This is a genomic window from Pyxidicoccus sp. MSG2, assembly GCF_026626705.1.
Taxonomy (GTDB): domain Bacteria; phylum Myxococcota; class Myxococcia; order Myxococcales; family Myxococcaceae; genus Myxococcus.
Window position 1 is genome coordinate 10,283,093 of sequence record NZ_JAPNKC010000001.1, and the last position, 26,583, is coordinate 10,309,675.

Consider the following 26,583-nt stretch of genomic DNA (forward strand, 5'->3'; position numbering starts at 1 on the left):
GTGCGAGCGACTTCGCCTGGAGTGCATCCGCTTGCGGAGGCCCCGCCCCCGGTGCCACCCTGCGCGGTCTGTCAGACGGGCAACATTCAATCCGTTGCCCGGCTACCCCCCCGCGACATGCCTTCCCGACACGCAATCCCTGGCAAGGGGTGGGTGCCTTGCATCCTGGAGCTACGATGTCCCTGAAGACTTCCTGGCCGCTCCGCTTCGCCGTGGCGCTGCTTACCGCGCAGCTGGTGAGCGCCTGTGGCGGCGGTGGTAGCAACCCGAATCCCAACCCGACGCCGGACACGACGGCGCCCGCGACGCGCGCCACGCCGGCCGGCGGCAGCTTCACCAGTCTGGTGGCCGTGGCACTGGCGTGTGACGACGGCGCCGGCAGCGGCTGCGCGGCCACGTACTACACGCTGGACGGCTCCACGCCGGGCACCGGCTCCACGCAGTACCGCGAGCCCTTCACGCTCTCCGCCACCGCGACGCTGCGCTTCTTCTCCGTGGACAAGGAGGGCAACACGGAGGCCGCGAAGAGCGAGCAGTACACCTTCACCAACACGTCCGGGGACACGCAGGCGCCCACGACGACGGCCACCCCGGCGGGCGGTGCGTACAACAGCCCGCGCAGCGTGGCGCTGACCTGCAATGACGGCACGGGCTCGGGCTGCGCGGCCACGTACTACACGGTGGACGGGAGCCTGCCCACGGAGTCGTCGTCGCGCTACGCGACGCCGGTGGCCATCTCCGCCAGCACGACGCTGCGCTTCTTCTCCGTCGACAAGGCGGGCAACAGCGAGGGCACGCGCACGGAGCGCTACGTGCTCGACACGGACGCGCCGGGGGTGTCCGCCTCGCCGCGCACCGGCACGTACGGCAGCGCCGTCGACGTCGCGCTGGCGTGCGATGACGGCAATGGCTCCGGCTGCGCTTCCATCCACTACACGCTGGACGGCTCCATCCCCTCGGAGGGCTCGCCCGCGTACACCGCGCCCATCCACCTGACGGCCACCACGCGGGTGCGCTTCCTCGCGGTGGACCGGGCGGGCAACGCGTCCAACGGGGGCTCGGAGCTGTACACGCTCGACACCTCCGGCCCCGTCTCCACCGCGACGCCCCGGGGCGGCACCTTCCGCACCGCCTTCACCGTGTCCCTGACCTGCGACGACGGCGCGGGAAGCGGCTGCGCGGCCACGTATTACACCACCAGCGGGGCCGCGCCGACGCGCGCGTCCGAGCGCTTCACGGGCCCCATCGCCATCACCGGCAACACCACGCTGCGCTTCTTCTCCGTGGACACCGCGGGCAATGACGGGCCGGTGGTGACCGAGTCGTACGTGGTGGACCAGGCCGTGCCCGTCACCCGGGCCAACCCGCCGGGCCGCTCGTATGGCGGCGAGCAGTTCGTGGCGCTGGAGTGCGAGGACACCGCCGGCAGCGGCTGCGCGGCCACGTACTACACGGTGGACGGCTCCGCCCCCACCACCGCGTCCCCGCTGTACGTGATGCCGGTGCGCGTCGCCTCCAGCCTCACGCTGCGCTTCTTCTCCGTGGACAAGGCGGGCAACACCGAGGCCACGAAGACGGAGCCGTACCTCATCGACCGGGTGCCGCCCACGGCGTCCGCGAGCCTGGCCTCCGGCACGTACAACACCGCGAAGCAGGTGACGCTCTCCTGTGACGACGGCACCGGCAGCGGCTGCGCCGCCATCCACTTCACCCTGGACGGCTCGCTGCCGACGACGGGCTCGGCCGTCTACACGGCGCCGTTGCAGTTGTCCGCCAATGCCACGCTGCGCTTCTTCGCGGTGGATGCGGTGGGCAACCGCGGCGACGAGCAGTCGCGCACGTACACCATCGACACCTCCGCGCCGCTCACCACGGCCACTCCGTCCGGCGGCGTCTTCGGGACGGACACGCAGGTGACGCTCACCTGTGCCGACGAGCAGGGCGGCGCCGGCTGCGCGGTGACGCGCTACACGCTCGACGGCACGGTGCCCAATGATGCGTCGCCGCGGTACGACGCGCCGCTCACCGTGACGTCCTCCGTCACGCTGCGCTTCTTCTCCGTGGACTCCGCGGGCAACCGCGAGTCGGTGCGGGTGGTGAGCTTCACCATCGACAAGGTGGCCCCCACCACCACCGTGAGCCTCCACGGTGGAAACTTCCCCGGCGCGCAGTCGGTGTCGCTGTCGTGCCAGGACACGGGGGGCAGCACCGGCCCCTGCGTGACGTACTACACGCTGGACGGCACCCTGCCCACGCAGTCCTCGCAGCGGTACACGACGGCCTTCCGCTTCGAGTCCACCACCACGCTGCGCTTCTTCTCCGTGGACTCGCTGGGCAACGCCGAGTCGGTGAAGACGGAGACGTACGTCATCGACACCACGCCGCCCACCACCACGGCCTCGCCCCCGGGCGGCGCCTATCGCGATGCGCGCAGCGTGACGCTCACGTGCAATGACGCGGGCGGCGTGGGCTGCGCGGGCGCCATCCGCTACACCACCGACCCGGCCGCGCCGACGGGCAGCTTCCTGACCTACAGCGGGCCCATCAGCATCGGCGCGAGCGCCACGCTGCGCTTCTACTCGCAGGACGGCGTGGGCAACACCGAGCCCGTGAAGACGGCGTCGTACGTCATCGACCCGCTGGCGCCCACCGTCTCCGCCAGCCCGCGCGGCGGGGCGTACTTCACGCCGCAGACGGTGACGTTGACGTGCTCCGACACGGGCGGCAGCGGGTGCGCCGCCATCCACTACACGACGAGCGGCGGCATCCCCGACACCAACTCCCCCCGCTACACGGGCGCGCTGCTGCTCTCCAGCAACACGTCCCTGCGTTTCTTCGCCGTGGACGCGGCGGGCAACAGCAGCGGCGTGGTGCTGGAGACGTACACCTTCTCCTCGGACACCACGGCACCGCTGACCGCGGCCAGCCCGCCGGGCGGCGTCTTCGCCAGCGCCATCGACGTGACGCTGGCGTGCTCGGACACGGGCGGCGTCGGCTGCGCCGGGACGTTCTACACGCTGGATGGCAGCGAGCCGTCCACCAGCAGCACCCGCTACACCGCGCCCCTCCACCTCTCCGCCAGCGCGCAGGTGCGCTTCCTCTCGGTGGACGCGGTGGGCAATATCGAGGCGCCCCGGCGCGAGCTCTACACCATCGATACCCGGCCGCCCGTGACGCAGGCGCAGCCCGGCGGCGGGAGCTTCTCGGACCCCGTCCTGGTGCAGCTGTCCTGCACGGACACGGAGTCGTCCTGCACGGAGACGCGCTACACGCTGGACGGCTCCGCGCCCAACGGTGCCTCGCCGCTGTTCACGTCTCCCTTCACCCTCAGCCGGACCACCACCGTGCGGTTCTACTCGACGGACGCGGCGGGCAACCGGGAGGCCACGAAGTCGGAGACGTATGACATCGAGATCAGCCCCAGCACGGCCTCGGCGCAGATTGCCGAGGTGCGCGCCGCAGCGAATGGCCCGGTGAACCTGTCCATCGACGGCGCCCTCATCACCTACGTCAAGCCGCACATCGGCAGCGCCGTCAACGACCCGGCGGGCTTCTTCCTCCAGGCGGAGCGCAACGGGCCCGCCATCTTCGTGGAGGTGGAGCCGAGCACGCTCTTCCCCGTGCCCGTGAGCGGCGAGCGTGTGAGTGTCATCGTCTCCGAGCGCCTCACGGTGAACGGACAGGCCCGGGCGAGGATCTCCGGCTACGGCGCGCTGAGCTTTGGCAACCCGCTGGATGGGCTCGTGCAGGACGTCAGCAACCTGGACCTGCCCACCAACGTGGACGCCTACGAGTCCGAGTACATCTCCATCTCCGGCACCATTGGCTCCACCGGCTTCGTGCCTGGCGGCTCCGGCCACGTGCAGGCGCCCCTGGCGACGGCCGGCGTGCCCGAGGGCTCGGCCAGCGCCGCCAACCTGCGGCTGCGCGTGGAGGAGACGTTGAAGGACACACTCGATCTGGCGGGGCAGTGCACGGTGACTGTCGTCTCGCCCCTGTGGCGCTTCACGACGGTGACCACGAACTCCACCCAGCCCTCGCTGTGGTCGGCGTCGCAGCTCACCTCCGTCGTGTGCCCCGCCCCCAGGGTGATGAGCGCGCAGGCGGGCGACGCGAGAAGCGTCGTCGTCCGTTTCGACCGGCGCATCGACCCGGCGTCCGTCCTGGGCAACGGCAGCCAGTTCTCCATCCCCGGCCTGACGGTGACGGGCGCCAGCGTGAGCGACCGCAACGTCTGGCTGACCACCGTGAACCAGACGCCCCGGCAGACGTACACGGTGACGGTGGCGACCACGGTGAAGGACACGCAGGGGCGGCGGCTGGACTCGGCGGCGACCACCGCCACCTTCACGGGCTTCGTGCAGCCCGCCCGGCTGCGCATCTCGGAGGTTGCCCCCAGCGTCCCGCTCGGTAGGGACCTGGTGGAGCTCTACGTCGTCACGGGCGGCAGCGTGGCCGGCGCCACGCTGGTGGACGGAAACAGCCCCAACAGCCCGCTGGCCACGCTCCCCGACGTGCAGGTGGCCACGGGTGACACCATCGTCGTGCACCTCAACCCGGACCGTGCGTCCGGCGCGGATGCCCCCTCCTCCGAGACGCTCAGCAAGAGCGAGTTCCCGCAATTCAATTACGTCAACAACTACGATACGGCCTGGGACTTCCAGGGTGGGACCACCGGCATCGGCTCGGGCAACCGCACGCTGCGCATCCGGGATGGCTTCGGCGTGGCGCAGGATGCGATTGCCCTGGTCAGCCCCGGCAACAACTTCGCGGGCTACCCGGCGCAGCTCCAGGCGCTCCAGGCCGAGGGACAGTGGCTGCCCGTCGACTGCAACGGCGCGCTCTGCACGTACACCACCTTCCCGACCGCCTGGGACGTCTCCGTGGACTGGTCCAGCGCGTTCGTCACCTCCGGGAAGTCGCCCACCTTGAGCCGCGTCCTCTTCGGGGACTCCAACAGCAGGGACGACTGGTTCGTGGTGTCGGGAACGCTCGGCTTTCCAAACCCGTAGCGCTCCGTGAGTTGGGGCCCACGCCTCCGCGCGTGGGCGACTGTAAACGCGAATCGCCGCCTCGTGCCGGGAGTGCATCCCCGGTGACGGGCGGCGATTCGTGCTTCAGCGCCTGGGCGCTTCGTGCGGCTAGCGGCGCTGCGTCGCGGCGGCGGCGTGCTTCTCCACGAACTCCGAGTAGGGGCCGTTGAAGTCCAGCACCTCCTGGCCCTGCTGGAGCGACCAGATGCGGGTGGCCACCTCGGAGATGAGCTCCTGGTCGTGCGTGACGACGATGACCGTGCCCTCGTACTTCTGGAGGCCTTCGGCGAGCGCGGCGATGGACTCGAGGTCCAGGTGGTTCGTCGGCTCGTCCAGCACCAGCACGTTGTCCTGCATGATCATCAGCTTGGACAGGAGCAGACGCACCGTCTCGCCACCGGAGAGGGTGTCGGTGTTCTTCATCCGCTCGTCGCCGGAGAAGAGCATCCGGCCCAGCACGCCGGAGATCTCCTCGTTGGTGAGCTTGTCGTGCAAATCACGCAGCCAGCCGAAGCAGGTGGTGCCCTTGCGGACGACGCCGTGGTGGTCCTGCGGCAGGTAGCCCACCGAGGCCTGGTGGCCCCAGCCAATCTTCCCGCCGTCCGGCTCGAGCTGGCCGGCAATCATCCTCACCAGCGTGGACTTGCCCACGCCGTTGCGGCCGATGACACAGACCTTCTCGCCCTTGCACACCAGGGCGTTGAACGGCTTGATGACCTTCTGGCCGTCGAAGGACTTGTGGATGCCTTCAATCATCAGCGTCTGCCTGCCGCTGGCGACCTTCTGGTCGAAGCGGATGAACGGGCGCGCGATGTTGGAGCGCTTGAGGTCTTCCGACTTCAGCTTGTCGATCTGCTTGATGCGGCTCTGCACCTGCGAGGCGCGCGTGCCGGCGCTGAAGCGGGCGACGAAGTCCTGGAGCTGGGCAATCTTCTTCTTCTTCTCCGCCGTCTCCGACTCCACGCGGCTGCGCAGCTGCGCCTTCTGGCGCACCATGTCGTCGTAGCCACCCGTGTACTGGATGATGGCCTCGTAATCGATGTCCGCGATGTGCGTGCAGATGGAGTTGAGGAAGTGCCGGTCGTGGCTGATGGTGATGAGCACGCCCTCGAACGCGTGGAGGAAGGTCTCCAGCCAGCGGATGGAGTCGATGTCGAGGTTGTTCGTGGGCTCGTCGAGCAGCAACCCGTCCGGCTTGCCGAACAGCGCCTGCGCGAGCAGCACGCGCAGCTTGAGGCCGCCGGTGAGCTGGCGCATCGGGCCCTCGTGGAAGGCCTCCTCGATGCCGAGGCCCGCGAGCAGCGTGGCCGCGTCACTCTCCGCGGAGTAGCCGTCCTCCTCGGCGATGACGCCCTCCAGCTCGCCCAGCCGGTTGCCGTCCTCGTCGGTGATGTCCGACTTGGCCAGCAGCGCGTTCTTCTCCGACATGGCGGCCCACAGGGCCTTGTTGCCCATGACGACCACGTCGAGGACGCGGTCTTCCTCGTAGCGGAAGTGGTCCTGGCGGAGGATGCCCAGCTTGCGCGGGCGGATGATCTCGCCCATGTCCGCTTCCTCGTCCCCGGCGAGGATCTTCATGAACGTGGACTTCCCGGCCCCGTTGGGCCCGGTCAGGCCGTAGCGGCGGCCCGGCGAGAAGGTGACATTGACCTCCTCGAACAGCTTCTTGGGCCCGTAGGCCTTGGAGACGTTGATGACGTTGAACATGGCGGCGGCGTTGTAGCGGAAATGGCGCGGTGGGCCAAAGAAGCAAGGTGATTCCAGTCCCGGCCCGTTCGCGGTGACCCAATGTAACCGCTGGGAGGGTCCGGAAAATGCCGCCGTCCGGGCGGGCGGGGTGCCGGGGCTCTCCCACATGAGTCGCCCCTGGTCGCCTGCCCTGGGGGCGGGGAGGGGGCCACTGGGGACCAGGGTCTGGGGGTGGGGGAGCGGGCCGGGCAGATGGATGCGGTGCCGGCCGGGAGTGGCGGGTATAAGGGCCGTTCAATGGCCGTCCGCTTCGAGCTCGTCACCACCGACCCCACCGGCGCCCGTGCGGGCATCCTGCACACCCGCCGGGGTTCCTTCCTCACTCCGATGTTCATGCCGGTGGCCACCCATGCCGCCTTCCGGCACCTGGGCAGCGAGGAGGTGAAGGAGACGGGGGCCAGCATCCTGCTGGCGAACACCTACCACCTGATGCTCCGGCCGGGCCCGGAGGTGTTCAAGCGCTTCGGGGGCATCCACCCGTTCATGCAGTGGGATGGTGGCATCCTCACCGACTCGGGTGGGTTTCAAATCTTCTCCCTGCCGGAGGACCGGCTGATTACGGAGAAGGGCGCCCACTTCCGCAGCTTCCACGACAACAGCCGGCAGCTGTTGAGCCCCGAGTCCAGCATCGCCATGCAGCAGGCGATCAACTCGGACATCATGATGGTGCTGGACGTGTGCATCGACTCGCGCACGGACGAGGCGGGCACTCGCGAGGCCATGGAGCGCACCCACCGCTGGGCGGTGCGCAGCCTTGCGGCGAAGGCGAAGCACGACACGGGGCAGGCGCTGTTCGGCATCGTCCAGGGCGGCGTGTACCCGAACCTGCGCGACGAGAGCTCGGACTTCCTGACGAAGCTGCCCTTCGACGGCTTCGCCATCGGCGGGCTGGCGGTGGGCGAGACGAAGGCGGAGCGCGAGACGATGACGGCGCGCGCCACCGCGTCGCTGCCCGCGGACAAGCCGCGCTACCTCATGGGCGTGGGGACTCCCACCGACTTGATTGAAGCGGTGCTGCGCGGCGTGGACATGTTCGACTGCATCATCCCCACGAAGATGGCGCAGCAGGGCTATGCGTACACGTTCCAGGGGCTGGTGAGGATTACGCGCACCGCGTTCCGGCTGGACGACGCGCCGCTGGATGCCGAGTGCGACTGCTACGTGTGCAAGCGCTACACGCGCGGGTACCTCCAGCACCTGATGCGCGGCAAGCACCACCTGGGCTCGCGGATGCTGTCGGTGCACAACGTGCGGCACTACCAGAAGCTCATGGGGCGCATCCGCGCGGGCATCCTCGGTGGCACCTACGACCAGGTGGCCCGGGAGCTGAAGGCCGCCATCGCCACGCCGAAGGACTTGAAGGAAGAGGCGGGGGCGCGTGAGGTGACGCTGAAGGAGGTCGGGTGAGCGGCGAGGCGACGGTCGCCAATCCGCGCGACGGGGACTTCGAGGTCGTCACCCTGCGCAACGGAGCGCGCGCCGTGCGGCACCTGGGCCATGGCGAGGTGATGCACCCCTCGGTGGGCCCGTGGCAGGAGGCGCTGCGGCTCTACGTGGAGCAGCCGCGCCTGGCCGAGCGCCTGCGCCAGCCGGGCCCGCCGCTGGTCATCCACGACGTGGGCCTGGGGGCCGCCACCAACGCGGTGGCCGCGCTCACCTGCGCGCGCTCGCTGGGCGCGGAGCAGCGGCGCACGCTGGAGGTGGTGAGCTTCGAGGTGGACCTGGCGCCGCTGCGGCTGGCGCTGGCGGACGCGGCGGGCTTTCCGTTCCTCCAGCCCTTCCGCGAGGCGGCCGAGGCGCTGATGCGCGACGGCGTGTGGGAAGGGGAGGGCGTGCGCTGGCGGCTGCTGCTCGGGGACGCGGTGCCGCACCTGGACGGCGCGCTGCCGGTGGCGGACCTCGTGTACTTCGACCCGTTCTCCCCGGCGTCCAACCCGGACATGTGGACCGAAGGCGTGCTGGCGCGAGTGCGCAGGCATTGCCGCGAGGATGGCGAGGGGACGCTGCTGTTGACGTACAGCGCGGCCACGCCGACGCGGGTGACGTTGCTGCTGGCTGGCTTCTTCGTGGGGGCCGGTGTGTCTACGGGCACCAAGGGTGAAACGACGGTGGGCGCTACCCGGCGTGAGTCATTGGAGTTGCTTTTGGGCGAGCGGTGGCTGGAGCGGTGGAAGCGCTCGTCGTCGAGGGCGCCCCACGGCGCGGCGCTTACGCCCGAGGTCGAGACGCGCGTGCTGTCACATCCGCAGTGGCGGTGAGTGCGGCTCCGCTGGATGTCTGGGGGCTGCATTCCAGGCGGTCAATGCAGTACAAGGCCGCCCATGAATTCCTGCCTTCGTACCCTCATCCTCGTTCCCCTCCTCGCGGTTGCTTCCGGCTGCGTGACTGTCAGCAAGCAGCAGTATGCGAACCTCTCCGCGGGAGCCATTGGCTGCCCTGCTGAAGAGTTGCAGATCTCCGGAGAGAAGGACTCGTTTGGCATTGGCGAGCAGGTGACACCCTGGACTGCTGAATGCCGTGGGCACCGCTTCATCTGCAGCGCCGCGGGACAGATCGTGAGCTGCAAGGAGGAACTGAAGGCGGCCGAGGCGCCGGCGGCGGCACCGGCGGATGCGCAGGCCACGGACGCGGTGAAGTAGCACCGCTCCTCGCTGTGCGACTTCCCCCCGTGTCCGGGCTGGATGCGCTCCCTGCCTACCTGCTGAAGACACCGGGGACCGTCCGGAGTATGCGGAAGGGGATGCGCGACGCTCTGGAACTGGATGAGTGGGGCGGCACCGGCCCGGTGCTGCACCTGGCCCACGCCAACGGCTTCCCACCGGGCACCTACCGCAAGCTCATCGAGTCGCTGAAGACGCGCTACCGCGTCTTCACGCTGCGCAGCCGCTGCCTCGTACCGGGCGAGGACCCGCTGACGCTAGGGAGCTGGACGGACCTGGCGGACGAATTGGCCCACACACTGCGGGCGCGCGGTCTGGAGAACGTGGTGGGCGTGGGGCACAGCGTGGGCGGTGTGGCCACGCTGCTCGCCTCGGTGAAGTCGCCGGGCCTGTTCCGGGCCGTGGTGGCGCTGGACCCGGTGCTCGTCACCGGCAAGCGCCTGTGGATGCTCCGTGCGGCGGCACTGCTGGGCATGCGGAAGCGGATTCCCCTGGCCAGTGGCGCGCGGCGCCGCCGTGAGGCGTGGGGCTCTCGTGAGGAGGTGGCCGCCAGCTACGGCAAGAAGTCCCTCTTCCAGCGCTTCGACCCCGAGTCCTTCCAGGACTACCTCGCCCACGGCCTCGTCGACGCTCCCGGTGGCGGCGTCCGGCTGACCATCCCCGCGGCATGGGAGGCACGCATCTTCGAGACGATTCCCGTCAACGTGTGGTCCTCCCTGCGCAAGGTGACGGTGCCCACGCTGGTGATGCGGGGCGGTGACACGGACACGCTCACCCCGGAGGCCCTGGAGCGCGTGCGGCGCACCGTGCCCGGCGTCTGTACCGAGGAGCTTCCGGGCACCACGCACCTGTTCCCCCTGGAGCAGCCGGAGGCCTGCGGTCAGCGCATCCTCGCGTTCCTCGACGCGGTGGACGCGCGGCCTCGGTGATTCCGGGTAACGCGGGGCGGGCCGACTCGACGGAGGCCTTCCGGAGTCATGAGCCCGTCCCGGGGCCCGGTGGCTGGAGCGCTGTCCGCGCCCGCCCTGCCGGGCCCCGAAGGGGGACTGCTACGCCCGGGGCCGCGACACGCCGCCGTCACCGGTGGCGCTGAGGGCGGCCTCGACGGGCACTTCCGACCAGCGGATGTGGAACGTGGCCGACGTGCCGTCGAACTCCTCGGGCACCGCCACCACGCGCCACCCGCCGCACAATTCCACCGCCCGGGCCAGCAGCCCCGAGGCGAAGGTGGGCAGGTCCGCCAGCACGTCATTCATCCGGAATTCCAGGGACGTGGGGCTTCGCTCGACGATGTCCACGTCGCTGAAGTTGTTGCCCGCACGGAAGCCCATGGCCGCGCGCAACAGCATGCGCCGGGGGCCCGCCAGCCGGACGACGCCCAGCAGGGCCCGGCCAAAGAAGGTCCCGAAGTAGGCGTCCATGAAGCGCTCGCCCAGCGAGTAATACGCCGCCTCGGCGGGGACGCCTCCGTAGACGTGGCCCGCGGCGATGCGGAGGAACTCCTTCCACTGCTCCAAGGTGTAGGTCCGCTCCAGCTTCTGCTCCAGGTCCAGCCCCGCCCGACGCAGGTGCTCGCGGCACGCCGGCGTCAGTCGATTCTCCAGAGCGCGCACGAAGAGCGCTTCGACCGTTTGAGTGAAAACCAGCTTCTCGGAAGAAGTCATAGAGGACCACGTATACAACGGCAGGGCCGTGGGATGCTCGCCCACCCTTGAATCTGCGTTCAGTGTCCCTGTCCGGGAGTGTCAGGAAGGTTGCGTCCTGCGCACCCGCCGTGAAGACCTGGAGGGTAGGTCGCCAGTGACTCCGGCGGCGCGTGAGACTGCACTTCGCAGCCAGCGGTGGGCCGGGTCTGTGTCGAACCGCTCGTGCCAGATTTGAAGGACGTCAAAGGACCTGAGCGCGAGGGGCGGGGGGAGGACTCGGAGGGGCCAGGCGCCGTTGCCGGTGAAGGTCTCCACCAGACGACGCGGTGCGGTAAGCACATGGTCCGAGTGGACCACCGCCAGGGGCGCGGTGAGGAAGTAGGGCAGGCGCAGGGCGATGCGCCGCGAGCGCCCCATCGCCGCCAGCGCGGTGTCCACCGCCCCGGCCCCCTCGCCCCGGGGGCTGATGAGGACGTGGGGCAGGCGCAGGTACGTCTCCAAATCCAGCCCCTTGCGGACGGCGGGGTGGCCCTCGCGCACCACGCAGACGAAGTCCTCCGTGTAGAGCTTCTGCTGCCGCAGGGAGAGCGAGGAGTCGGGGAAGGCGGCCACACACAGGTCCACATCGCCGCTCTCCATGAGGGAGATGGCCTGGTCCGGGATGAGGTGGCGGACGACGAGGTCCACGTGCGGGGCCTCGGTGTTGAGCACCACGAGCAACTCCGGCAGCAGCGTGGCGGCGAAGTAGTCCCCCGTGGCCAGGATGAAGCGGCGCCTGGCGGTGCGGGGCTCGAAGACGGGCTCGTTGCGAAGGGCCCGCTGCAATTCCAGCAGCCCGCGGTGGAGGGGCGCGGCGAGCTGCTCCGCGCGCGGCGTGCGCACCATGCCGCCCCGTCCGCGGATGAGCAGCGCGTCTCCCAGGAGCTCGCGGAGCTGCCGCAGTGAGTGGCTCATTGCGGACTGGGTGACGCCCACCCGCGCGGCGGCCTTGGTGACGTTGGCCTCCGTCAGCAGCGCGTCCAGCGCCACCACGAGGTTGAGGTTGATGCCGGACAGGTCCGTGGAGGCCGGCGTGGGCTCGGGCGTCGCGGAGGCCGGAGGACGGCGAACATGAGGGGCGCTCATGTCCACATGAGTAACATGCAGTGGCCTCATGCCGGGAGCGCGAGCACTTTACGCCCATCTCGACGTTCCCCGGAGACACCCCATGAGCATCGTCATCAATACCCCCAACGGAAACATCGGCCGTCCCCTGGCGCTGAGCCTGCTGGCGGCGGGCCGCTCGCTCACCGTCATCAGCCGGAGCGCGGACAAGGTGGCGGACCTGGTGAAGCGCGGCGCGAAGCTGGTGGAGGGCTCCACCGACGACGCCGCGGTACTGGACCGCGCGCTGGCCGGGGCGGAGGCGCTGTTCTGGCTGACGCCGCCGGCCATCCGACCGGATTTCGTTTCCTGGGCGGGGGACGCGGCGCGCACCGCGGCGCAGGCGGTGAAGAAGCACGGCGTGAAGCGCGTGGTGGTGCTGTCCAGTGTGGGTGCGCAGAACGGCCCGGGTACGGGCCCCGTGGGCGCGCTGCTGGCCGTGGAGGAGGCGTTCAAGGCCGTCTGCCCGGACGTCACCATCCTCCGGCCGGGCTTCTTCATGGAGAACTTCCTGCGCGACCTGCCGACGCTGGCGAAGACGAGCTCGCTGTTCATGCCCATGCCCCGCACGAAGGCCGTGCCCATGGTGGCGGTGGCGGACATCGCCGTGAAGTCGGCCGAGGTGCTGCTCGACGCCGGCTGGAAGGGGCACCGCTACGTGGGCATCCACGGCCCGGCGCACGTCACCTACGCGGAGCTGGAGCCCATCTTCTCGGAGGCGCTCGGCCGGCCCGTGCGCTACGTCCAGGTGGCGCTGGACGACGCGCGCAAGGGAATGGCCGGCGCGGGCATGCCGGCGTGGATGGTGGACCTCTACGCGGAGCTGTACGGCGCCATCATCGACGGCCGCATGGACCCCGCCGAGACGCGTTCCCCTCAGACCACCACGCCCACCACCCTGGCGAAGTGGGCGCGCGAGGTGCTCAAGCCCGCGGTGGACCAGGCGGCCACGGCCGCGGCCTGAGACTCCACCGAGGGACTTCACGCTTCTTCATGCTTCCGTCACACGGGTTCATTCCCGCGCCGGTGCGCCGGTGCGAGGATGGCCCGCGTGAATGGGGGCAGCTCGGCCCCCGGGAGTGACACGGATGGCGTCAGGGAAGGCGATTCTCGGAGGCATGCTGGGGCGGTTCCTGTTCCGCGACGCGACGGTGGAGCAGGTGCGAGACCTCACTCCTCACTTCCGCTGGCTGGAGCTGGCGGGAGCAGGGCTGCGCGACATCTCGTGGAGCGCGGGCGACAAGGTGCAGGTGTACTTCCCGCGCGTGGGGATGCGGACGTACACGCCCCTGGCGTGGGACGCGGTGCGAGGAACGACGCAGTTGCTGGTGTATCTCCATGGCGACAGCCCCGGCGCGGAGTGGGGCCGCAACGTGCGCGTGGGGGACCGCTGCCAGTTCATGGGGCCGCGCGGCTCGCTGTCGCTCACGGCGCTCCAGGGACCCGTGGTGCTCTTCGGCGACGAGACGTCCTTCGCCGTGGCCCACGCGCTGCGCAACCTGCGGGCCGGTGTGGGAGGCGTCGAGCAGGTGTTCGAGGTCTCCTCCCGCGAGGAGTCCGAGGCGGTGCTGCGCGAGTTCCACCTGTCGGGCAGCGCCGTGATTGAGCGGACACCCGATGAGGCGCACCTGCCCGCGGTGGCGGAGCGCCTGCGCACGGCGCTGGAGCAGCGGCCGGGCGCGAGTCTCGTCATGACGGGCCGGGCGCAGGCCATCCAGGCGCTGCGCTCGCGGCTTCGGGCGGACGGGGTGGGCGCGGCGCAGAAGGTGAAGGCGTACTGGTCCGAGGGGAAGCGCGGACTCGACTGACGCGGCCTCCCCGGGGCCGGCTCTCAGCGCACCGGATGCGTCGTCCAGGCCATGCCGTCGACGCTCGACGCGAGCACGTGGCTGCCCGCCAGCCAGAGGCGTCCGCCTCCCGTGGACAACCTGCCCACGGTGGGGATCCGTCCGACGGAGTCCATCAGGGGAATGGCGCAACGCTCGAAGCCGGACGTGCCCAGGCGGTAGACCCGCTCCGAGTCCGCGACATAGAAACAGTCACCCCACCGCTCGGCGGAATGGATGGGGCCCACTCGTGCGATGACGCGGCAGTCCGCTCCATTCCCAGCGATGACGTCGCCTCGCGTCGTGCCAGCGACGACGTCGCCCGAGGGGAAGCAGCGGAGGTAGGCCACTTCGCCGTTCAGGTAGGAATGCACCTCGCTCCAGCGGCCCTCCGTGTGCATCCAGAGTCCCTTGCCGCCGGCATAGAGGATTCTCGTCCCGTCTGCGCCAGGACAACTGTCCAGCGCGAGCACCCGCCCCGGGACTTGCCCCAGTGAGTGCGTCCACGTCATGCCCCCGTCGCCGCGCACGAGCAGGCCCACCTCGGACGGAGCGTCGAGCGCGTACGACAGACTCCCGGCAAGCACGATGTCGGCACCGCTGAAGCACGCGCGCGTCTCGACGAGCCCCGCCGGCAGGCCCTTGTACTCGAGGACCTCCCAGCCGCCTCCTTCGCGTTCGCGAATGGCGGCATGGAAGGCCGAACCGCCGTACGAGAGCAGCGCGCCCAGGCTGTTGGCGCCCTGGCGGCACAGCGCTTCGATGGTTCCAGCGCCCGGGAGTTCCTCCAGCGTCCAGCGGCCCTCCGTGCACACCGCCACGTTCCGGAACCCGTCCACTTCGAAGCAGACGTCGTCGGGGTCGAAGTCGGAGTCGATGAGACTCTGGAACGCTTCCGGGTCATAGGGCTCGTTCCAGTCCTTGACGGGGCCCGGCCCGCCTCCGTGGTCATTGTCGGGATGCGGGTGGCTGACGACCAGCGCCAGGTTGCGCTCGTCGATGAAGCAGCCACTGTGCACGACGCCGCGGAATGCATTCTTCAAGTCGTGGGTCCTCACCGTCATTCGAAGCCGCTGAAGGCCATGCCGTTCGTCTCGTGAGCGTATATCCGAAGGGTGGCGTGGCCTCGATGGAGACATGGGGATGCCCAGCGGAATCATGAGACACTCGCTCGATGCGAGTCCCTCTTGCACTTGCGCTGGGCGTGCTCGAGCTGGCTGCCGGCTGCGCTCCAGCCAGCCGCAGCGTCACGGCCCAGGTTGCGACATCGCCCGAAGCGGACCTTCGAACCGAGCAGCTCGCACTGTTCGACCCGGCCCGGAGCCGCTCTGTTCCCCTTGTCCTGTACTTCCGGGACACGGCGGGGCCGCGCCCCAGGCTCAAGCTCGCGCTGCTCAGCCACGGCCACGGCGGCCAGTACACCGACTACTCCTTCATCGCCCGCAACCTGGTGGCCCATGGCTACTTCGTGGCCAGCATCCAGTACGAGCTGCCCGGCGACCCGCCCCTGGCCACCAGCGGCAAGCTTCGTGAAGCCCGCCGCCCGAACTGGGAGCAGGGCGTGCAGGACCTGCTCTTCGTGCGTCGGGCGCTGGCGCGGATGCACCCGGAGCTGGATGTGGAGCACCTGCTGCTGGTGGGCCATAGCAACGGTGGCGACATCGCCATGCTGTTCGCTCACGAGCATGCGGCGCGGGTCGAGAAGGTCATCTCGCTCGACAACCGGCGCATGCCGCTGCCGCGCGCGCGGTCGCCACGAGTCCTCTCCATCCGCTCCAGCGACCAGGTGGCGGACGAGGGCGTGCTGCCTGACGTGGAAGAGCAACGCGCCTTGGGCATGAAGGTCATCCCGCTTTCCGGCACCCGCCACGACGACATGTGGGACGGGGCGACCGAAGCGCAGAAGCGGGAGATCAACGGAATCATCTCCGCCTTCCTGGAGGGCTGATTCAAGTCGCGGGTAGCTGCTGCGATTGTCGGGGACGCGCCTGCGCAGGGGCCGTGGACCGGGCCTTCCTCGCCACGCTCGGCGACAGACGCTCCCTCTGACGCCGCCGCCGGCTCGATTGCTGGCGGCACGTTCGTGGTCTCAGCCTCGGGGCGGCTCCGCCAGGTACTGCGCGGGCCGAGAAGTCCCTGCAATCGCGCGCACTCCTGGGAACCAGGGATGTAATGGCCGCTTCATGCGCGGACTGCATCGGGTTTGACTTCGCCGCCGCCCGTCGCGAGGGAATCGAGAACCCGCGACCCCGAGCGGCCTCGCGACGCCAGTGAGACGCAGGTGTCTCGTGGCAACACCAGAGAGTTGCGTGCTCCACGCGTCAGGCAACCTCGCCGGAGCGGCGAAGCGGCGAGGACGGGCTCGGCCATGAGGGCCTACCCGCCGGGGATGGCAGGCGCTCCCTACCAGCCATGTCAGCCCTCTCCGGTAGAAGGGAATGGTGGAAGGAACATTACTTCCACGGGACGGCCGCCCCGGAAGGGGGCAGGAGGGGTAGGGGATGGGGTTCGCGGAGCATTACCTCTCGGGGATGATGCAGAGCTCGGCGGAGGTGCTGGGCCGGCATGGCTACGAGCACGTGAAGGCCGAGGAGCTGGCCCGGTCCGTGGGGATGTCGGTGGGCAGCTTGTACCGGCGCTACGGCAGCAAGCAGCACTTCGCCCAGACGGTGCGGAGCTTCCACGAGGACACCTTCTGCCGGGAGGTGGACTGGGCCTTCTTCTGCAAGCACGGGGCGGACGGCGTCAGCTTCCGCGAGGCCTTCTTCACCTTCTGGAATGCGCTGACGCACTGGGCGCTGGGGCTGCCCGGCCCTTTCGCCTTCGCCTTCCTGCACCGGCACCCGGAAGTCGAAGGGCAGCCGGCGCCCGGCAGTGCGGCGCGGGCCATGGTGCGAGAGGTGCTCCTGAAGGGAGAGCAGGAGGGGGCGCTGGTGCCCGGCTGCGCCCGGGTGGGCGAAGCGCTGGTGTGGGGCACGCTGGCGGAGTGGGTGCGCGTGCTGACGGAGAGAAACAAGGAGGTGTACCGGGAGGACGTCCTCGAATCGGCGGCGGCCCTCTGGCGCGCGCTGGCGAAGGCGGACGACTCTAGCGGCTCGCGTCGAGGCGGCACTCCTCCTGGTGCCGCTCAGCCCGAGTCACAGAGGGTTGTGGAAGACTCCGGCGGTTCCCGCGAGAGCGGCACGCCTCATGTTGCCGCTCAGTCCGAGCCAAAGACGGCGGTGGGCGGCTCTCGCGGCTCCCATGGGGGCGGCACTCCTCCTGGTTCCGCTCAGCCCGAGTCACAGACGGCAGTGGACGACCCAAGAGGGCCTCGTGAGGGTGGCCTTCTTCCTGGCGTTTCCTTGCGCGTCCTGCATGGAGCCATTGACGGCTGCCACACGGACGGCACGACGAAGCCATTGCGCGCGCGGGGGCGCCGCTTCAAAGACGGTGTCCATGGACCCGCGCCCTTCGAAGACGGACCCGTCCCACAACGTGCTCCACCAGCAGCACACGCGGCTGCCTCTGGACGTCATCTTCTCGCCGCGCAGTGTGGCGGTGGTAGGGGCCAGCGAGCGTCCGGGGAGCGTGGGGCGCACCGTCCTCTGGAACCTCATCAGCAATCCGTTCGGCGGCACCGTCTATCCCATCAACCCGCAGCGGCCCAACGTGCTGGGCATCAAGGCGTGGCCGTCGCTGCGCTCGCTGCCGGAGCCGGTGGACCTGGCTGTCATCGTCACGCCCGCTGCGGTGGTGCCCGGCATCATCCGCGAGTGCGCGGAGCTGGGCGTTCGTGGCGCCATCATCATCTCCGCGGGCTTCAAGGAGACGGGCGCGGAGGGAGCGCGGCTGGAACGCGAAATCCTCGAGGTGGCGCAGGCGGCGCGCATTCGCATCATCGGTCCCAACTGCCTGGGCGTGATACGGCCAACGAGCGGCTTCAACGCGACGTTCGCCGGAGCCATGGCCCGGCCGGGCAACGTGGCCTTCATCAGCCAGAGCGGCGCGCTGCTCACCGCCATCCTCGACTGGAGCCTGCGCGAGGCGGTGGGCTTCAGCGCCTTCGTCTCGGTGGGTTCCATGCTGGACGTGGGCTGGGGAGACCTCATCGACTATCTGGCTGATGACCCGATGACTCGCTCCATCCTCCTCTACATGGAGTCCATCGGTGACGCGCGAGCGTTCCTCTCCGCAGCGCGCGAGGTGGCGCTCACCAAGCCCATCATCGTCATCAAGGCGGGGCGCACCGCGCAGGCCGCGCAGGCCGCCGCGTCACATACGGGCACGTTGACGGGCAGCGACGAGGTGCTCAGCGCCGCCTTCCGTCGCACCGGCGTGCTGCGCGTGGACTCGATTGCCGACCTCTTCTACATGGCGGAGACGCTGGCCCGGCAGCCCCGTCCCGCCGGACGCCGGCTCACCATCCTCACCAACGCGGGGGGCCCTGGCGTGCTCGCGACTGACGCGCTGGTGGCCGGGGGCGGCGAGGTGGCGGCGCTGACGGAGGACACGCGCAGGGCGCTCGACGGATTCCTGCCGCCGCAGTGGAGCCATGGCAACCCGGTGGACATCCTGGGTGACGCGGACCCGGAGCGCTACGCGAAGGCGCTGGAGGTGACGGGGAAGGACGCGAACAGCGACGGCCTGCTGGTCATCCTCACGCCGCAGGACATGACCGAGCCCACGCAGACGGCGGATCGGCTCAAACCCTACGCGAAGCTGCACGGCAAACCGGTGCTGGCGAGCTGGATGGGGGGCTCGGAGGTGGCGGCGGGGGAGCGCATCCTCAACGACGCGGGCATCCCCACCTTCGGCTATCCGGACACGGCGGCGCGCATCTTCAATTACATGTGGCGGTATACGTACAACCTGGCCGGCCTGTACGAAACGCCCACCCTGGCGGAGGAGCACGCGGAGGCCCGTGACGAAGCGCGCCGGCAGATTGACGAGGTCCGCGCGGCCGGACGCTCGCTGCTGACGGAGTACGAGTCGAAGAAGCTGTTGGCCGCTTACGGCATCCCCACGGTGGAGACGCGCCTGGCCCACACGGAGGACGAGGCGGTGACGGAGGCCGCGTCCCTGGGCTACCCGGTGGTGGTGAAGCTGCACTCGCGCACGGTGACGCACAAGACGGACGTGGGGGGCGTGCGGCTGAATCTTCCGGACGCGGACGCGGTGCGCGCGGCGTTCCGGGGCATCCGCGAGCGGCTGGCGGAGTTGGGGCAGGCGGAGGCGTTCGAGGGCGTGACGGTGCAGCCGATGGTGAAGCTGGACGGGTACGAGCTCATCGTCGGCAGCGGGCTGGACGCGCAATTCGGCCCGGTGCTGCTGTTCGGCGCGGGCGGCATCCTGGTGGAGGTGTTCAAGGACCGGGCGCTGGGGCTGCCGCCGCTCAACACGACGCTGGCGCGGCGGATGATGGAGCAGACGCGCATCCATCAGGCGCTGCGTGGAGTGCGCGGGCGGCCACCGGTGGACCTGGCGGCGCTGGAGCGGTTGATGGTGCGCTTCAGCCGGTTGGTGGTGGAGCAGCGCTTCGTGAAGGAGATCGACATCAACCCGCTGCTGGCTTCTCCGGAGCGGCTGCTCGCGCTGGATGCGCGTGTGGTGCTGCACCCGCCGACGGTGGCGGAGGCGGACCTGCCGAGGCTGGCGATTGAGCCGTATCCGCAGCAGTACGTGGCGCCCTACCGGATGACGAGCGGCGAGGAGGTGCTGCTGCGGCCCATCCGCCCGGAGGATGAGCCGCGGATGGGGGAGTTCCACCGGACGCTGTCCGAGCACACGGTGTTCCTGCGTTACGCGGGACTGCTGCACGTCAACACGCGGGTGGCGCACGAGCGGCTGGCTCGCATCTGCTTCAACGACTACGCGCGGGAGCTGGCGCTGGTGGCGGAGCGGAAGGACGGGTCGCTGCTCGGCGTGGGGCGGCTGACGCGGCTGCGGGGGACGCAGGATGCGGAGTTCGCCATCCTCATCAGCGACATCGCGCAGAAGCAGGGACTGGGCACGGAGCTGCTGCGCCGGCTGGTGGACGTGGGGCGGGACTGGGGGATGCAGCGAATCGTCGCGGACATCCTCGCGGGGAACCGGGCCATGCAGACCATCAGCCGGAAGCTGGGCTTCTCCATCCTCCCGCACGAGGAGCTGGCTCCGGACATGGTGAAGGCGGTGAAGGTGCTCTGAAGCTGGCGGAAGTGGCTCCTCGCGACGGGCGCCCCGAATCAAAAGGCCGGCCGCGCGGCTGCTCGCCGAGGAAGCGGGGGCCACTGAAAAAAAGGCCGGGAAGGGTGAGGGAAAGGGGAGCACCCATCCCGGCCAGGGGACACTTCACCGGCTCCGGCACGTGGCGACATGCGCTTCCGCGTCGGGGCTGAGACCAAGACTGGGCCTTCTTCCAGCAAGTGCCCACTGGCCGCGGGTGCAACGGCCACGGGGCCATGGGTGGCCCCCTGTCGGGCAGGACACCGTTCTCCTTCACGCACCGTGCGCCAGCAGGCGATTTTTCACGGTGAGGGGGGCGCCCGCCGCCTAGAGTCCAGGGGGTGATGGCTACCTCAGAAGAGACGCAAGCCCCGCTCGCCGCCCTGCTGCCCAAGCCGGGAGAGCCACCCCTGGACGCGGATGAAATCCTCAACCGCTTCGTCGGCTACGTGTCGACGAACGGGCTGAGCCTCTACCCGGCCCAGGAAGAGGCCATCCTCGAGCTGCTGGCGGGCAAGCACCTGTTCCTCAAGACGCCCACCGGCTCCGGCAAGTCGCTGGTCGCCACCGCGCTCCACTTCAAGGCCATGGCCGAGGGCAAGGTCTCCTTCTACACCTGCCCCATCAAGGCCCTGGTCAACGAGAAGTTCTTCGCCCTCTGCGACGCCTTCGGCGCCGAGAACGTGGGCATGCTCACCGGCGACGCGAGCATCAACCGCAACGCGAAGATTCTCTGCTGCACCGCCGAAATCCTCGCCAACCTCGCCCTGCGCGACGCGGGCGCCCGCGTGGACTACGTCGTCATGGACGAGTTCCACTACTACTCCGACAAGGAGCGCGGCGTGGCGTGGCAGTTGCCCCTCATCGCCCTGCCGGACACCACCTTCCTCCTCATGTCCGCCACGCTGGGTCCCACCCACGTCATCGAGGAGAGCATCCAGAAGCTCACCGGCCGCGAGGTGGCCACCGTGCGCAGCGACCAGCGCCCGGTGCCGCTGGACTTCGACTACCGCGAATCCGCCCTGCACGAGACGATTGAGGACCTCATCGCGCGCGGCAAGTACCCCATCTACCTGGTCAACTTCACCCAGCGCGCCGCCGCCGAGCAGGCGCAGAACCTCATGAGCGTGGACTTCTCCACCAAGGAGGAGAAGGAGGCCATCCGACAGGCGCTGATGGACGCCCCCTTCGACACGCCCTACGGCAAGGAGTTCCAGCGCTTCCTCCGTCACGGCATCGGCATGCACCACGCGGGCCTGCTGCCCAAGTACCGGCTGCTGGTGGAGAAACTGGCCCAGGGCGGCCACCTCAAGGTCATCAGCGGCACGGACACGCTGGGCGTGGGCGTCAACATCCCCATCCGCACCGTGCTCTTCACGCAGCTCTTCAAGTTCAACGGCGAGAAGCTGGCCACGCTGAGCGTGCGCGACTTCAAGCAGATTGCCGGCCGCGCGGGCCGCAAGGGCTTCGACACCCAGGGCAGCGTGGTGGCGCAGGCCCCCGAGTACGTCGTCGAGAACGTCAAGCAGGCCGCGAAGGAAGCCGCCGGCAAGAAGAAGGCCCCCAAGGCCAAGCCTCCGCAGAAGAACTTCGTCCAGTACGACCGCAACACCTTCGAGCGGCTCCAGAGCGGCATGCCCGAGCCGCTGGAGTCGCGCTTCTCCGTGTCGCACGGGATGATCCTCAACCTCCTGCAGAGCGACCACGAGACGGAGGGGCGCGGCGGCTACCGGCGGCTGGTGACGCTCATCCAGCGCTGCCATGACTCGGAGTACCTGAAGCGACGGCATCTGAAGGAATCCGCCCGGGACTTCCGCACGCTGCGCGCCGCCGGCATCGTCGAGGTGGAGCGAGGGCAGAACGGCTCTGGCGCCCGGGTGAAGGTGGCGGGCGAGCTGCAGCACGACTTCAGCCTCAACCACACCCTGTCGCTGTACCTGCTGGAGACGCTGGAGCTCCTGGACCCCACCACGGAGACCTACGCGCTGGACGTGGTGTCGCTGGTGGAGTCCATCCTGGAGAATCCGGACGTGGTGCTCTACGCGCAGCTCAACCAGCTCAAGGGCGAGAAGGTCAACGAGCTGAAGGCGCAGGGCGTGGAGTACGACGACCGGATGGAGGAGCTGGACAAGCTGGAGTGGCCCAAGCCCAACCGCGAGTTCATCTACGGCACCTTCAACAAGTTCGCGGCGAAGCACCCGTGGGTGGGCGAGGAGAACATCCGCCCCAAGTCGGTGGTGCGGGACATGTTCGAGCGCTTCATGTCCTTCCACGACTACGTGCGCGAGTACGGCCTGCAGCGCAGCGAGGGTGTGCTGCTGCGCTACGTGAATGACGTCTACAAGACGCTGGTGCAGACGGTGCCCGAGCGCTTCCGCAACGAGGAGGTGGAGGACTTCGCCGACCACCTGCGCGCCACGCTGCGGCAGGTGGACTCCAGCCTCCTGGACGAGTGGGAGCGGATGAAGAACCCGGAGGCCGCCATCGCCGCGAAGCCGGTGGTGGAGCTCAAGCCGAAGGAGCTCACCGACGACCCGAAGGCCTTCGCCGCCCGCGTGCGCGAGGAGCTGCACCGGCTGCTCAGGGCGCTGGGGCAGAAGCGCTACATGGACGCGCTGGCCCTGCTGGACAACCCGCTGGGCGAGTGGACCGCGCCCAAGCTGGAGCAGGCCATGGTGCCGTACTTCGAGGAGCACAAGATGGTGGTGCTCACGCCCCAGGCCCGCAGGCCGGCCAACAGCTTCATCAAGGAGTCCGGCACGCGGCTGTGGGAGGCCCAGCAGCGCATCATGGACCCCGAGGGACATGGGGACTGGATGCTCGACTGTGAGATTGACCTGAGGGACCGCCGTATCGACGACGGCCCCATCCTCATGCTGCGGCGCATCGGCCCGTAGGCGCTCAGGTCTCCGAGCCCGGGGCCCTGGGCGCATCCGTCGTCATCCCCGCGGCGGGAGCGGTGTCCGGCCCGGCCGGCGCCGCGTCCGCCACGTCCAGCTTCCCCGTGGCGTCGGGCGAGAGGACGAGCTGCCAGTCATGCGTGGCGAGGACGACGCGGTCCGTCTCGCAGCGGACCTCCATCTCCGCGTCCTCGACAGTCCAATCACCAATCCAGACCGTCGTCTTGCGGATGCACTCCTCGTCGCCGCACTCCTCCGTGTCCGCCACCCAGACGCGGCCTCCGGGGACGGCGGGGCAGGAGAGGGGCTCGGCGTAGCGGAGCAGCGGCGCGTCGGTGGCCTCGGGGTCCTCCATGAAGAACTGGGACTCGTCCACGGCGCCGGCCATCTCGTCGGGAGCGGCCTCCGTGTAGGGGGCCTCCTCCGTCTCGGCCAGGGCCACCGGCGCGGCCAGCCAGCCACACAGCAGCGTCACCTTCCAAACCCTCGTCGTCCACATGCCTCATGCTCCCTGCCGCGGGATGCGTCCCGTGGCTTACGGGAGGGGTGTTGTGCAAGGGGTGGACCGGGCTTCCGTGTGGCCGTGGGGACACGGTGCCGAGGTCTCTCCCGGCGGCCGGCCAGACTGGAAGGAACGCTCATTCCGCGAGGCCTGCGCTTCGGGGTGGGAGGGCGTGGTGGCGGTCCGCACGCGCTTCGTCGGTTGCAGGGCGATTGCCGGTGAATACCCGGGCCGAAGACGCGGTGCGGCGTTACGGTTCCGGCCGTATGGCCCGACTGCGTGCGTTGGATCCGCCCCTCCGTCGAGACGTCCGCCTGCTCGGCAGGCTCCTGGGGGACGTGCTCGTCGAACAGGAGGGCCAGGCGCTCTTCGATTTGGAGGAAGAGGTGCGGCGCCTGGCGATTCAGCGCCGGCGCGGCCCCGTGGCGGGCCGGAGGGCCGCGGCGGCGGAGCTGGCGCAGGTGCTGGAGCGCCTGCCGCTGGAGCGCGCCGAGCCCGTGCTGCGGGCCTTCTCCGTCTACTTCCAGCTCGTCAACCTCGCGGAGCAGCACCACCGCATCCGCCGCTCGCGCGCCCACGCGAGCGCGGCGGACTCGCGGCCCCAGCGCGGCTCGCTGGAGGCCACGCTGCTGACGCTCAAGGCCTCCGGCGTGCCCGCCGAGCGCGTGCGCGACGCCATCCGCGCCATGCGCGTGACGCTCACGCTCACCGCGCACCCCACCCAGGCCGTGCGCCGCACGCTGCTGGAGAAGCTGTACCGGATGGCCGGCCTCCTGGAGGAGCGCGACAGGTGCGAGCTGACGCCGCGCGAGTCCGCCGAAAACCTGGAGTCCCTGCGCGAGGAAATCACCGGCCTGTGGCAGACGGATGAATTGCGCCGCGAGCGACCCACCGTGGGCGACGAGGTGAAGAACATCCTCTGGTACGTGGAGGAGGTGCTCGCCGAGCAGCTCGCCCTCGTCCCCGAGCTGATGGACTGGGCCTTCGAGCGCGCCTACGGAGAGCCGCTCGGCCCCGCGGGCACGCCCGTGCGCGTGCACTCGTGGGTGGGCGGGGACATGGACGGCAACCCGCTGGTGACGCCGGAGGTGTTCGCCGACACGCTGCGCGCCCACCGCGCTCGAGGCCTGCGGCTGCTCCTGCGCGACTTGGAGGAGCTGGGCGGCCGGCTGTCCCAGTCCTCGCGACACGCGACGCCGTCCCCGGAGCTGGAGGCCTCGCTGGCGCGCGACGCGGCGGAGCTGCCGGAGGCGGAGCGCCGCCAGGGTCCTCGCACCACCGGCGAGCCGTGGCGTCACAAGCTGCGCTTCATGGAGGAGCGGCTGCAGCGCGCGCTGCGCCACGTGACGGCACAGCGGGCCGGAGAGGCCACGGCCATGCCCGAGGGAGCCTACCGCACCCCCGAGGCGCTGCTGGCGGACCTGGACCTGGTGGCGCGCTCGCTCACGGAGGCGAAGGGTGGGCACGCGGGGCTGCGGCAGGTGCGGCGGGTGCGCGAGCGGGTGTGCGCGCTGGGCCTGTCCCTGGCCGAGCTGGAGGCCCGCGTGCCGGCCGAGGACGCGGTGAGCGCGGCGGCCTCGCTGGACGGTGGCCCGCAGCCGACGGAGGGCGGCGCGCGGCTGCTCGCGGTGCTGGCGCGCCTGCGCGAGGCCCAGGTCGAGTCGGGCGAGCCGGCCTGCCGCACGCTCATCCTCAGCATGGCCAGCACCGCGGACGACGTGCTCGCGGCCTTCCGCTGCGTGAAGCACGCGGGGCTGTGGGACGAGAAGCGCGGCTGCGCCACGGTGGACGTGGTGCCTCTGTTCGAGCAGCTCGGCGCGCTGGACGCGGGGCCGGACGTGCTGCGAGCCCTCTTCGCCCATGCCGAGTACCGGCGGCATCTGGACGCGCGGGGCGTGCAGGAGGTCATGGTGGGCTACAGCGACTCCGGCAAGGAGGTGGGGTTGCTGGCGGCGAGCGCGGCGCTCCAGCGCGCGCAGGTGGCCCTCACGGAAACGGCGCGTGCGGCAGGCGTGCCGCTGCGCCTGTTCCACGGTCGCGGTGAGTCGGTGGCGCGCGGCGGCGGCCCTGCGCAGGAGGCCATCCTCGCGCTGCCCCCGGGCGCGGTGGCGGGCGGCTACAAGGCGACGGAGCAGGGCGAGGCGCTGGACCACAAGTACGCGCGTCCGGAATTGGCGCGGCGCACGCTGGAGCTCGTCCTGGGCGGCGTGCTGCTGCACACGCTGGATGCGCAGCCGCGCCCGTCGCCGGAGGACGAGGGCACCTTCCGCGCCGTGTTCGACACGCTGGCGGAGACGGGCCGGCGCGAGTACCGCGCGCTCGTCTGGGAGGCCCCGGCCTTCCTGGAGCTCTTCACGGCGGCCACGCCGGTGGAGGAGATTGCGTCGCTGCCCATCGGCTCGCGCCCGAGCAAGCGCAAGGCGGGGGGCCTGGAGACGCTGCGCGCGATTCCGTGGGTCTTCGCCTGGACGCAGAACCGCGCCATCCTTCCCGGCTGGTACGGGGTGGGCTCGGCGCTGGAGGCGTACGCGAAGGAGGAGGGCGGGGCGGCGATGCTCAAGCGCATGTACCGCGAGTGGCCCTTCTTCCGCGCCGTCATCGACAACGTCACCATGGTGCTGGCCAAGTCGGACATGGCGATTGCCGGGCGCTACGCGAAGCTGGCGCCCGCGTCCACGAAGGCGCTGTGGCGGCGCATCCAGTTGGAGCACCGGCGCACGCGCAAGCAGGTGAAGCGGCTGACGGGAGAGCTGAAGCTGCTGGACAACAACCCGCCGCTCCAGCGCAGCATCTCCCTGCGCAACCCCTACGTGGACCCCATGTCCTTCCTCCAGGTGGAGCTGCTCAAACGCAAGCGCCAGGGCGAGGCGGAGTGTGACAGGCCCCTGCTGCTCACGCTCAACGGCATCGCCGCCGGCATGAGGAACACGGGGTAGGC

The 26,583-nt window shown here is 70.0% G+C and carries 17 protein-coding genes and 1 pseudogene; 12 read left to right on the forward strand and 6 right to left on the reverse strand.

Annotated features, from left to right (window positions below):
* The first annotated feature begins 176 nt into the window (after positions 1 to 176).
* Positions 177 to 5,012, forward strand: a complete 4,836-nt coding sequence (locus OV427_RS40190; protein ID WP_267861520.1) for a chitobiase/beta-hexosaminidase C-terminal domain-containing protein — start codon at positions 177 to 179, stop codon at positions 5,010 to 5,012.
* Between the two features lie 129 nt (positions 5,013 to 5,141).
* Here the strand turns inward: OV427_RS40190 and OV427_RS40195 are convergent, their stop codons facing one another.
* Positions 5,142 to 6,740: an ABC-F family ATP-binding cassette domain-containing protein gene (locus OV427_RS40195; RefSeq protein ID WP_267861521.1), complete on the reverse strand. Its 1,599-nt coding sequence runs from the start codon at positions 6,738 to 6,740 to the stop codon at positions 5,142 to 5,144.
* A gap of 279 nt (positions 6,741 to 7,019) precedes the next feature.
* On the opposite strand from OV427_RS40195, the gene tgt reads away from it, so the two are divergent.
* The 4 genes from tgt to OV427_RS40215 all read left to right on the forward strand — a co-directional run bounded on the left by tgt (position 7,020) and on the right by OV427_RS40215 (position 10,371).
* Entirely contained in the window at positions 7,020 to 8,189 is a 1,170-nt protein-coding gene (tgt, locus tag OV427_RS40200; RefSeq protein ID WP_163998274.1) for a tRNA guanosine(34) transglycosylase Tgt, read from the forward strand.
* On the forward strand, positions 8,186 to 9,040 hold the full coding sequence (locus OV427_RS40205; protein WP_267861522.1) for a tRNA (5-methylaminomethyl-2-thiouridine)(34)-methyltransferase MnmD: 855 nt from the start codon (positions 8,186 to 8,188) through the stop codon (positions 9,038 to 9,040). The genes tgt and OV427_RS40205 overlap by 4 nt, the downstream gene beginning before the upstream one ends.
* A 63-nt stretch (positions 9,041 to 9,103) precedes the next feature.
* Positions 9,104 to 9,421, forward strand: coding sequence for a hypothetical protein (locus OV427_RS40210; RefSeq protein ID WP_267861523.1), 318 nt, complete (start codon positions 9,104 to 9,106; stop codon positions 9,419 to 9,421).
* 101 nt (positions 9,422 to 9,522) lie between these two features.
* Entirely contained in the window at positions 9,523 to 10,371 is an 849-nt protein-coding gene (locus OV427_RS40215; protein WP_267861524.1) for an alpha/beta fold hydrolase, read from the forward strand.
* A gap of 120 nt (positions 10,372 to 10,491) precedes the next feature.
* On the opposite strand, the gene OV427_RS40220 is transcribed toward OV427_RS40215, so the two are convergent.
* Positions 10,492 to 11,106: a DUF2378 family protein gene (locus tag OV427_RS40220; protein ID WP_267861525.1), complete on the reverse strand. Its 615-nt coding sequence runs from the start codon at positions 11,104 to 11,106 to the stop codon at positions 10,492 to 10,494.
* 81 nt (positions 11,107 to 11,187) lie between these two features.
* Positions 11,188 to 12,213: a LysR family transcriptional regulator gene (locus OV427_RS40225; protein ID WP_267861526.1), complete on the reverse strand. Its 1,026-nt coding sequence runs from the start codon at positions 12,211 to 12,213 to the stop codon at positions 11,188 to 11,190.
* An 82-nt stretch (positions 12,214 to 12,295) separates the two neighbouring features.
* Here OV427_RS40225 and OV427_RS40230 point away from each other — a divergent pair, with 82 nt between their 5' ends.
* The gene (locus OV427_RS40230; RefSeq protein WP_267861527.1) at positions 12,296 to 13,195 is read left to right on the forward strand and encodes an NmrA family NAD(P)-binding protein; all 900 of its coding nucleotides are present in this window, start codon (positions 12,296 to 12,298) and stop codon (positions 13,193 to 13,195) included.
* Between the two features lie 124 nt (positions 13,196 to 13,319).
* Positions 13,320 to 14,039, forward strand: coding sequence for a siderophore-interacting protein (locus tag OV427_RS40235; RefSeq protein WP_267861528.1), 720 nt, complete (start codon positions 13,320 to 13,322; stop codon positions 14,037 to 14,039).
* Between the two features lie 23 nt (positions 14,040 to 14,062).
* Here OV427_RS40235 and OV427_RS40240 read toward each other — a convergent pair whose 3' ends face one another.
* A complete protein-coding gene (locus tag OV427_RS40240; RefSeq protein WP_267861529.1) occupies positions 14,063 to 15,100 on the reverse strand; it encodes a hypothetical protein in 1,038 nt (345 codons plus the stop codon).
* Positions 15,101 to 15,231: 131 nt separating this feature from the next.
* On the opposite strand from OV427_RS40240, the gene OV427_RS40245 reads away from it, so the two are divergent.
* Together OV427_RS40245 and OV427_RS50905 are read left to right on the forward strand one after the other, a co-directional pair.
* Positions 15,232 to 16,005, forward strand: a complete 774-nt coding sequence (locus OV427_RS40245) for a serine aminopeptidase domain-containing protein (protein WP_267861530.1) — start codon at positions 15,232 to 15,234, stop codon at positions 16,003 to 16,005.
* 586 nt (positions 16,006 to 16,591) lie between these two features.
* A pseudogene (locus OV427_RS50905) lies at positions 16,592 to 16,663 on the forward strand (hypothetical protein); the annotation flags it as partial.
* A 32-nt stretch (positions 16,664 to 16,695) separates the two neighbouring features.
* Here the strand turns inward: OV427_RS50905 and OV427_RS40250 are convergent.
* Entirely contained in the window at positions 16,696 to 16,947 is a 252-nt protein-coding gene (locus OV427_RS40250; RefSeq protein WP_267859278.1) for a hypothetical protein, read from the reverse strand.
* 548 nt (positions 16,948 to 17,495) lie between these two features.
* Between OV427_RS40250 and OV427_RS40255 the strand changes: the two genes are divergently transcribed.
* Together OV427_RS40255 and OV427_RS40260 are read left to right on the forward strand one after the other, a co-directional pair.
* Positions 17,496 to 20,225 (forward strand): bifunctional acetate--CoA ligase family protein/GNAT family N-acetyltransferase, encoded by a 2,730-nt coding sequence (locus OV427_RS40255; RefSeq protein ID WP_267861531.1) that lies wholly within the window; start codon positions 17,496 to 17,498, stop codon positions 20,223 to 20,225.
* A gap of 362 nt (positions 20,226 to 20,587) precedes the next feature.
* Positions 20,588 to 23,140 carry a DEAD/DEAH box helicase gene (locus tag OV427_RS40260; RefSeq protein ID WP_267861532.1) on the forward strand — a complete coding sequence of 851 codons (2,553 nt, stop codon included), beginning with the start codon at positions 20,588 to 20,590 and terminating at the stop codon, positions 23,138 to 23,140.
* A 4-nt stretch (positions 23,141 to 23,144) separates the two neighbouring features.
* Here OV427_RS40260 and OV427_RS40265 read toward each other — a convergent pair whose 3' ends face one another.
* Positions 23,145 to 23,642 carry a hypothetical protein gene (locus OV427_RS40265; RefSeq protein ID WP_267861533.1) on the reverse strand — a complete coding sequence of 166 codons (498 nt, stop codon included), beginning with the start codon at positions 23,640 to 23,642 and terminating at the stop codon, positions 23,145 to 23,147.
* 269 nt (positions 23,643 to 23,911) lie between these two features.
* Here OV427_RS40265 and OV427_RS40270 point away from each other — a divergent pair, with 269 nt between their 5' ends.
* Positions 23,912 to 26,581, forward strand: a complete 2,670-nt coding sequence (locus tag OV427_RS40270; RefSeq protein WP_267861534.1) for a phosphoenolpyruvate carboxylase — start codon at positions 23,912 to 23,914, stop codon at positions 26,579 to 26,581.
* The last annotated feature ends 2 nt before the right edge of the window (positions 26,582 to 26,583 follow it).

What these genes read in the sequence shown, in the direction of transcription:
- OV427_RS40195 (WP_267861521.1), bottom strand. Translation starts at nt 6,740, where the DNA reads ATGTTCAACGTCATCAACGTCTCCAAGGCCTACGGGCCCAAGAAGCTG.
- OV427_RS40235 (WP_267861528.1), top strand. Translation starts at nt 13,320, where the DNA reads ATGGCGTCAGGGAAGGCGATTCTCGGAGGCATGCTGGGGCGGTTCCTG.
- tgt (WP_163998274.1), top strand. Translation starts at nt 7,020, where the DNA reads ATGGCCGTCCGCTTCGAGCTCGTCACCACCGACCCCACCGGCGCCCGT.
- OV427_RS40220 (WP_267861525.1), bottom strand. Translation starts at nt 11,106, where the DNA reads ATGACTTCTTCCGAGAAGCTGGTTTTCACTCAAACGGTCGAAGCGCTC.
- OV427_RS40245 (WP_267861530.1), top strand. Translation starts at nt 15,232, where the DNA reads ATGCGAGTCCCTCTTGCACTTGCGCTGGGCGTGCTCGAGCTGGCTGCC.
- OV427_RS40260 (WP_267861532.1), top strand. Translation starts at nt 20,588, where the DNA reads ATGGCTACCTCAGAAGAGACGCAAGCCCCGCTCGCCGCCCTGCTGCCC.
- OV427_RS40270 (WP_267861534.1), top strand. Translation starts at nt 23,912, where the DNA reads ATGGCCCGACTGCGTGCGTTGGATCCGCCCCTCCGTCGAGACGTCCGC.
- OV427_RS40190 (WP_267861520.1), top strand. Translation starts at nt 177, where the DNA reads ATGTCCCTGAAGACTTCCTGGCCGCTCCGCTTCGCCGTGGCGCTGCTT.
- OV427_RS40265 (WP_267861533.1), bottom strand. Translation starts at nt 23,642, where the DNA reads ATGTGGACGACGAGGGTTTGGAAGGTGACGCTGCTGTGTGGCTGGCTG.
- OV427_RS40215 (WP_267861524.1), top strand. Translation starts at nt 9,523, where the DNA reads ATGCGCGACGCTCTGGAACTGGATGAGTGGGGCGGCACCGGCCCGGTG.
- OV427_RS40225 (WP_267861526.1), bottom strand. Translation starts at nt 12,213, where the DNA reads ATGAGCGCCCCTCATGTTCGCCGTCCTCCGGCCTCCGCGACGCCCGAG.
- OV427_RS40255 (WP_267861531.1), top strand. Translation starts at nt 17,496, where the DNA reads ATGGACCCGCGCCCTTCGAAGACGGACCCGTCCCACAACGTGCTCCAC.
- OV427_RS40210 (WP_267861523.1), top strand. Translation starts at nt 9,104, where the DNA reads ATGAATTCCTGCCTTCGTACCCTCATCCTCGTTCCCCTCCTCGCGGTT.
- OV427_RS40250 (WP_267859278.1), bottom strand. Translation starts at nt 16,947, where the DNA reads ATGGCCCGCGCCGCACTGCCGGGCGCCGGCTGCCCTTCGACTTCCGGG.
- OV427_RS40230 (WP_267861527.1), top strand. Translation starts at nt 12,296, where the DNA reads ATGAGCATCGTCATCAATACCCCCAACGGAAACATCGGCCGTCCCCTG.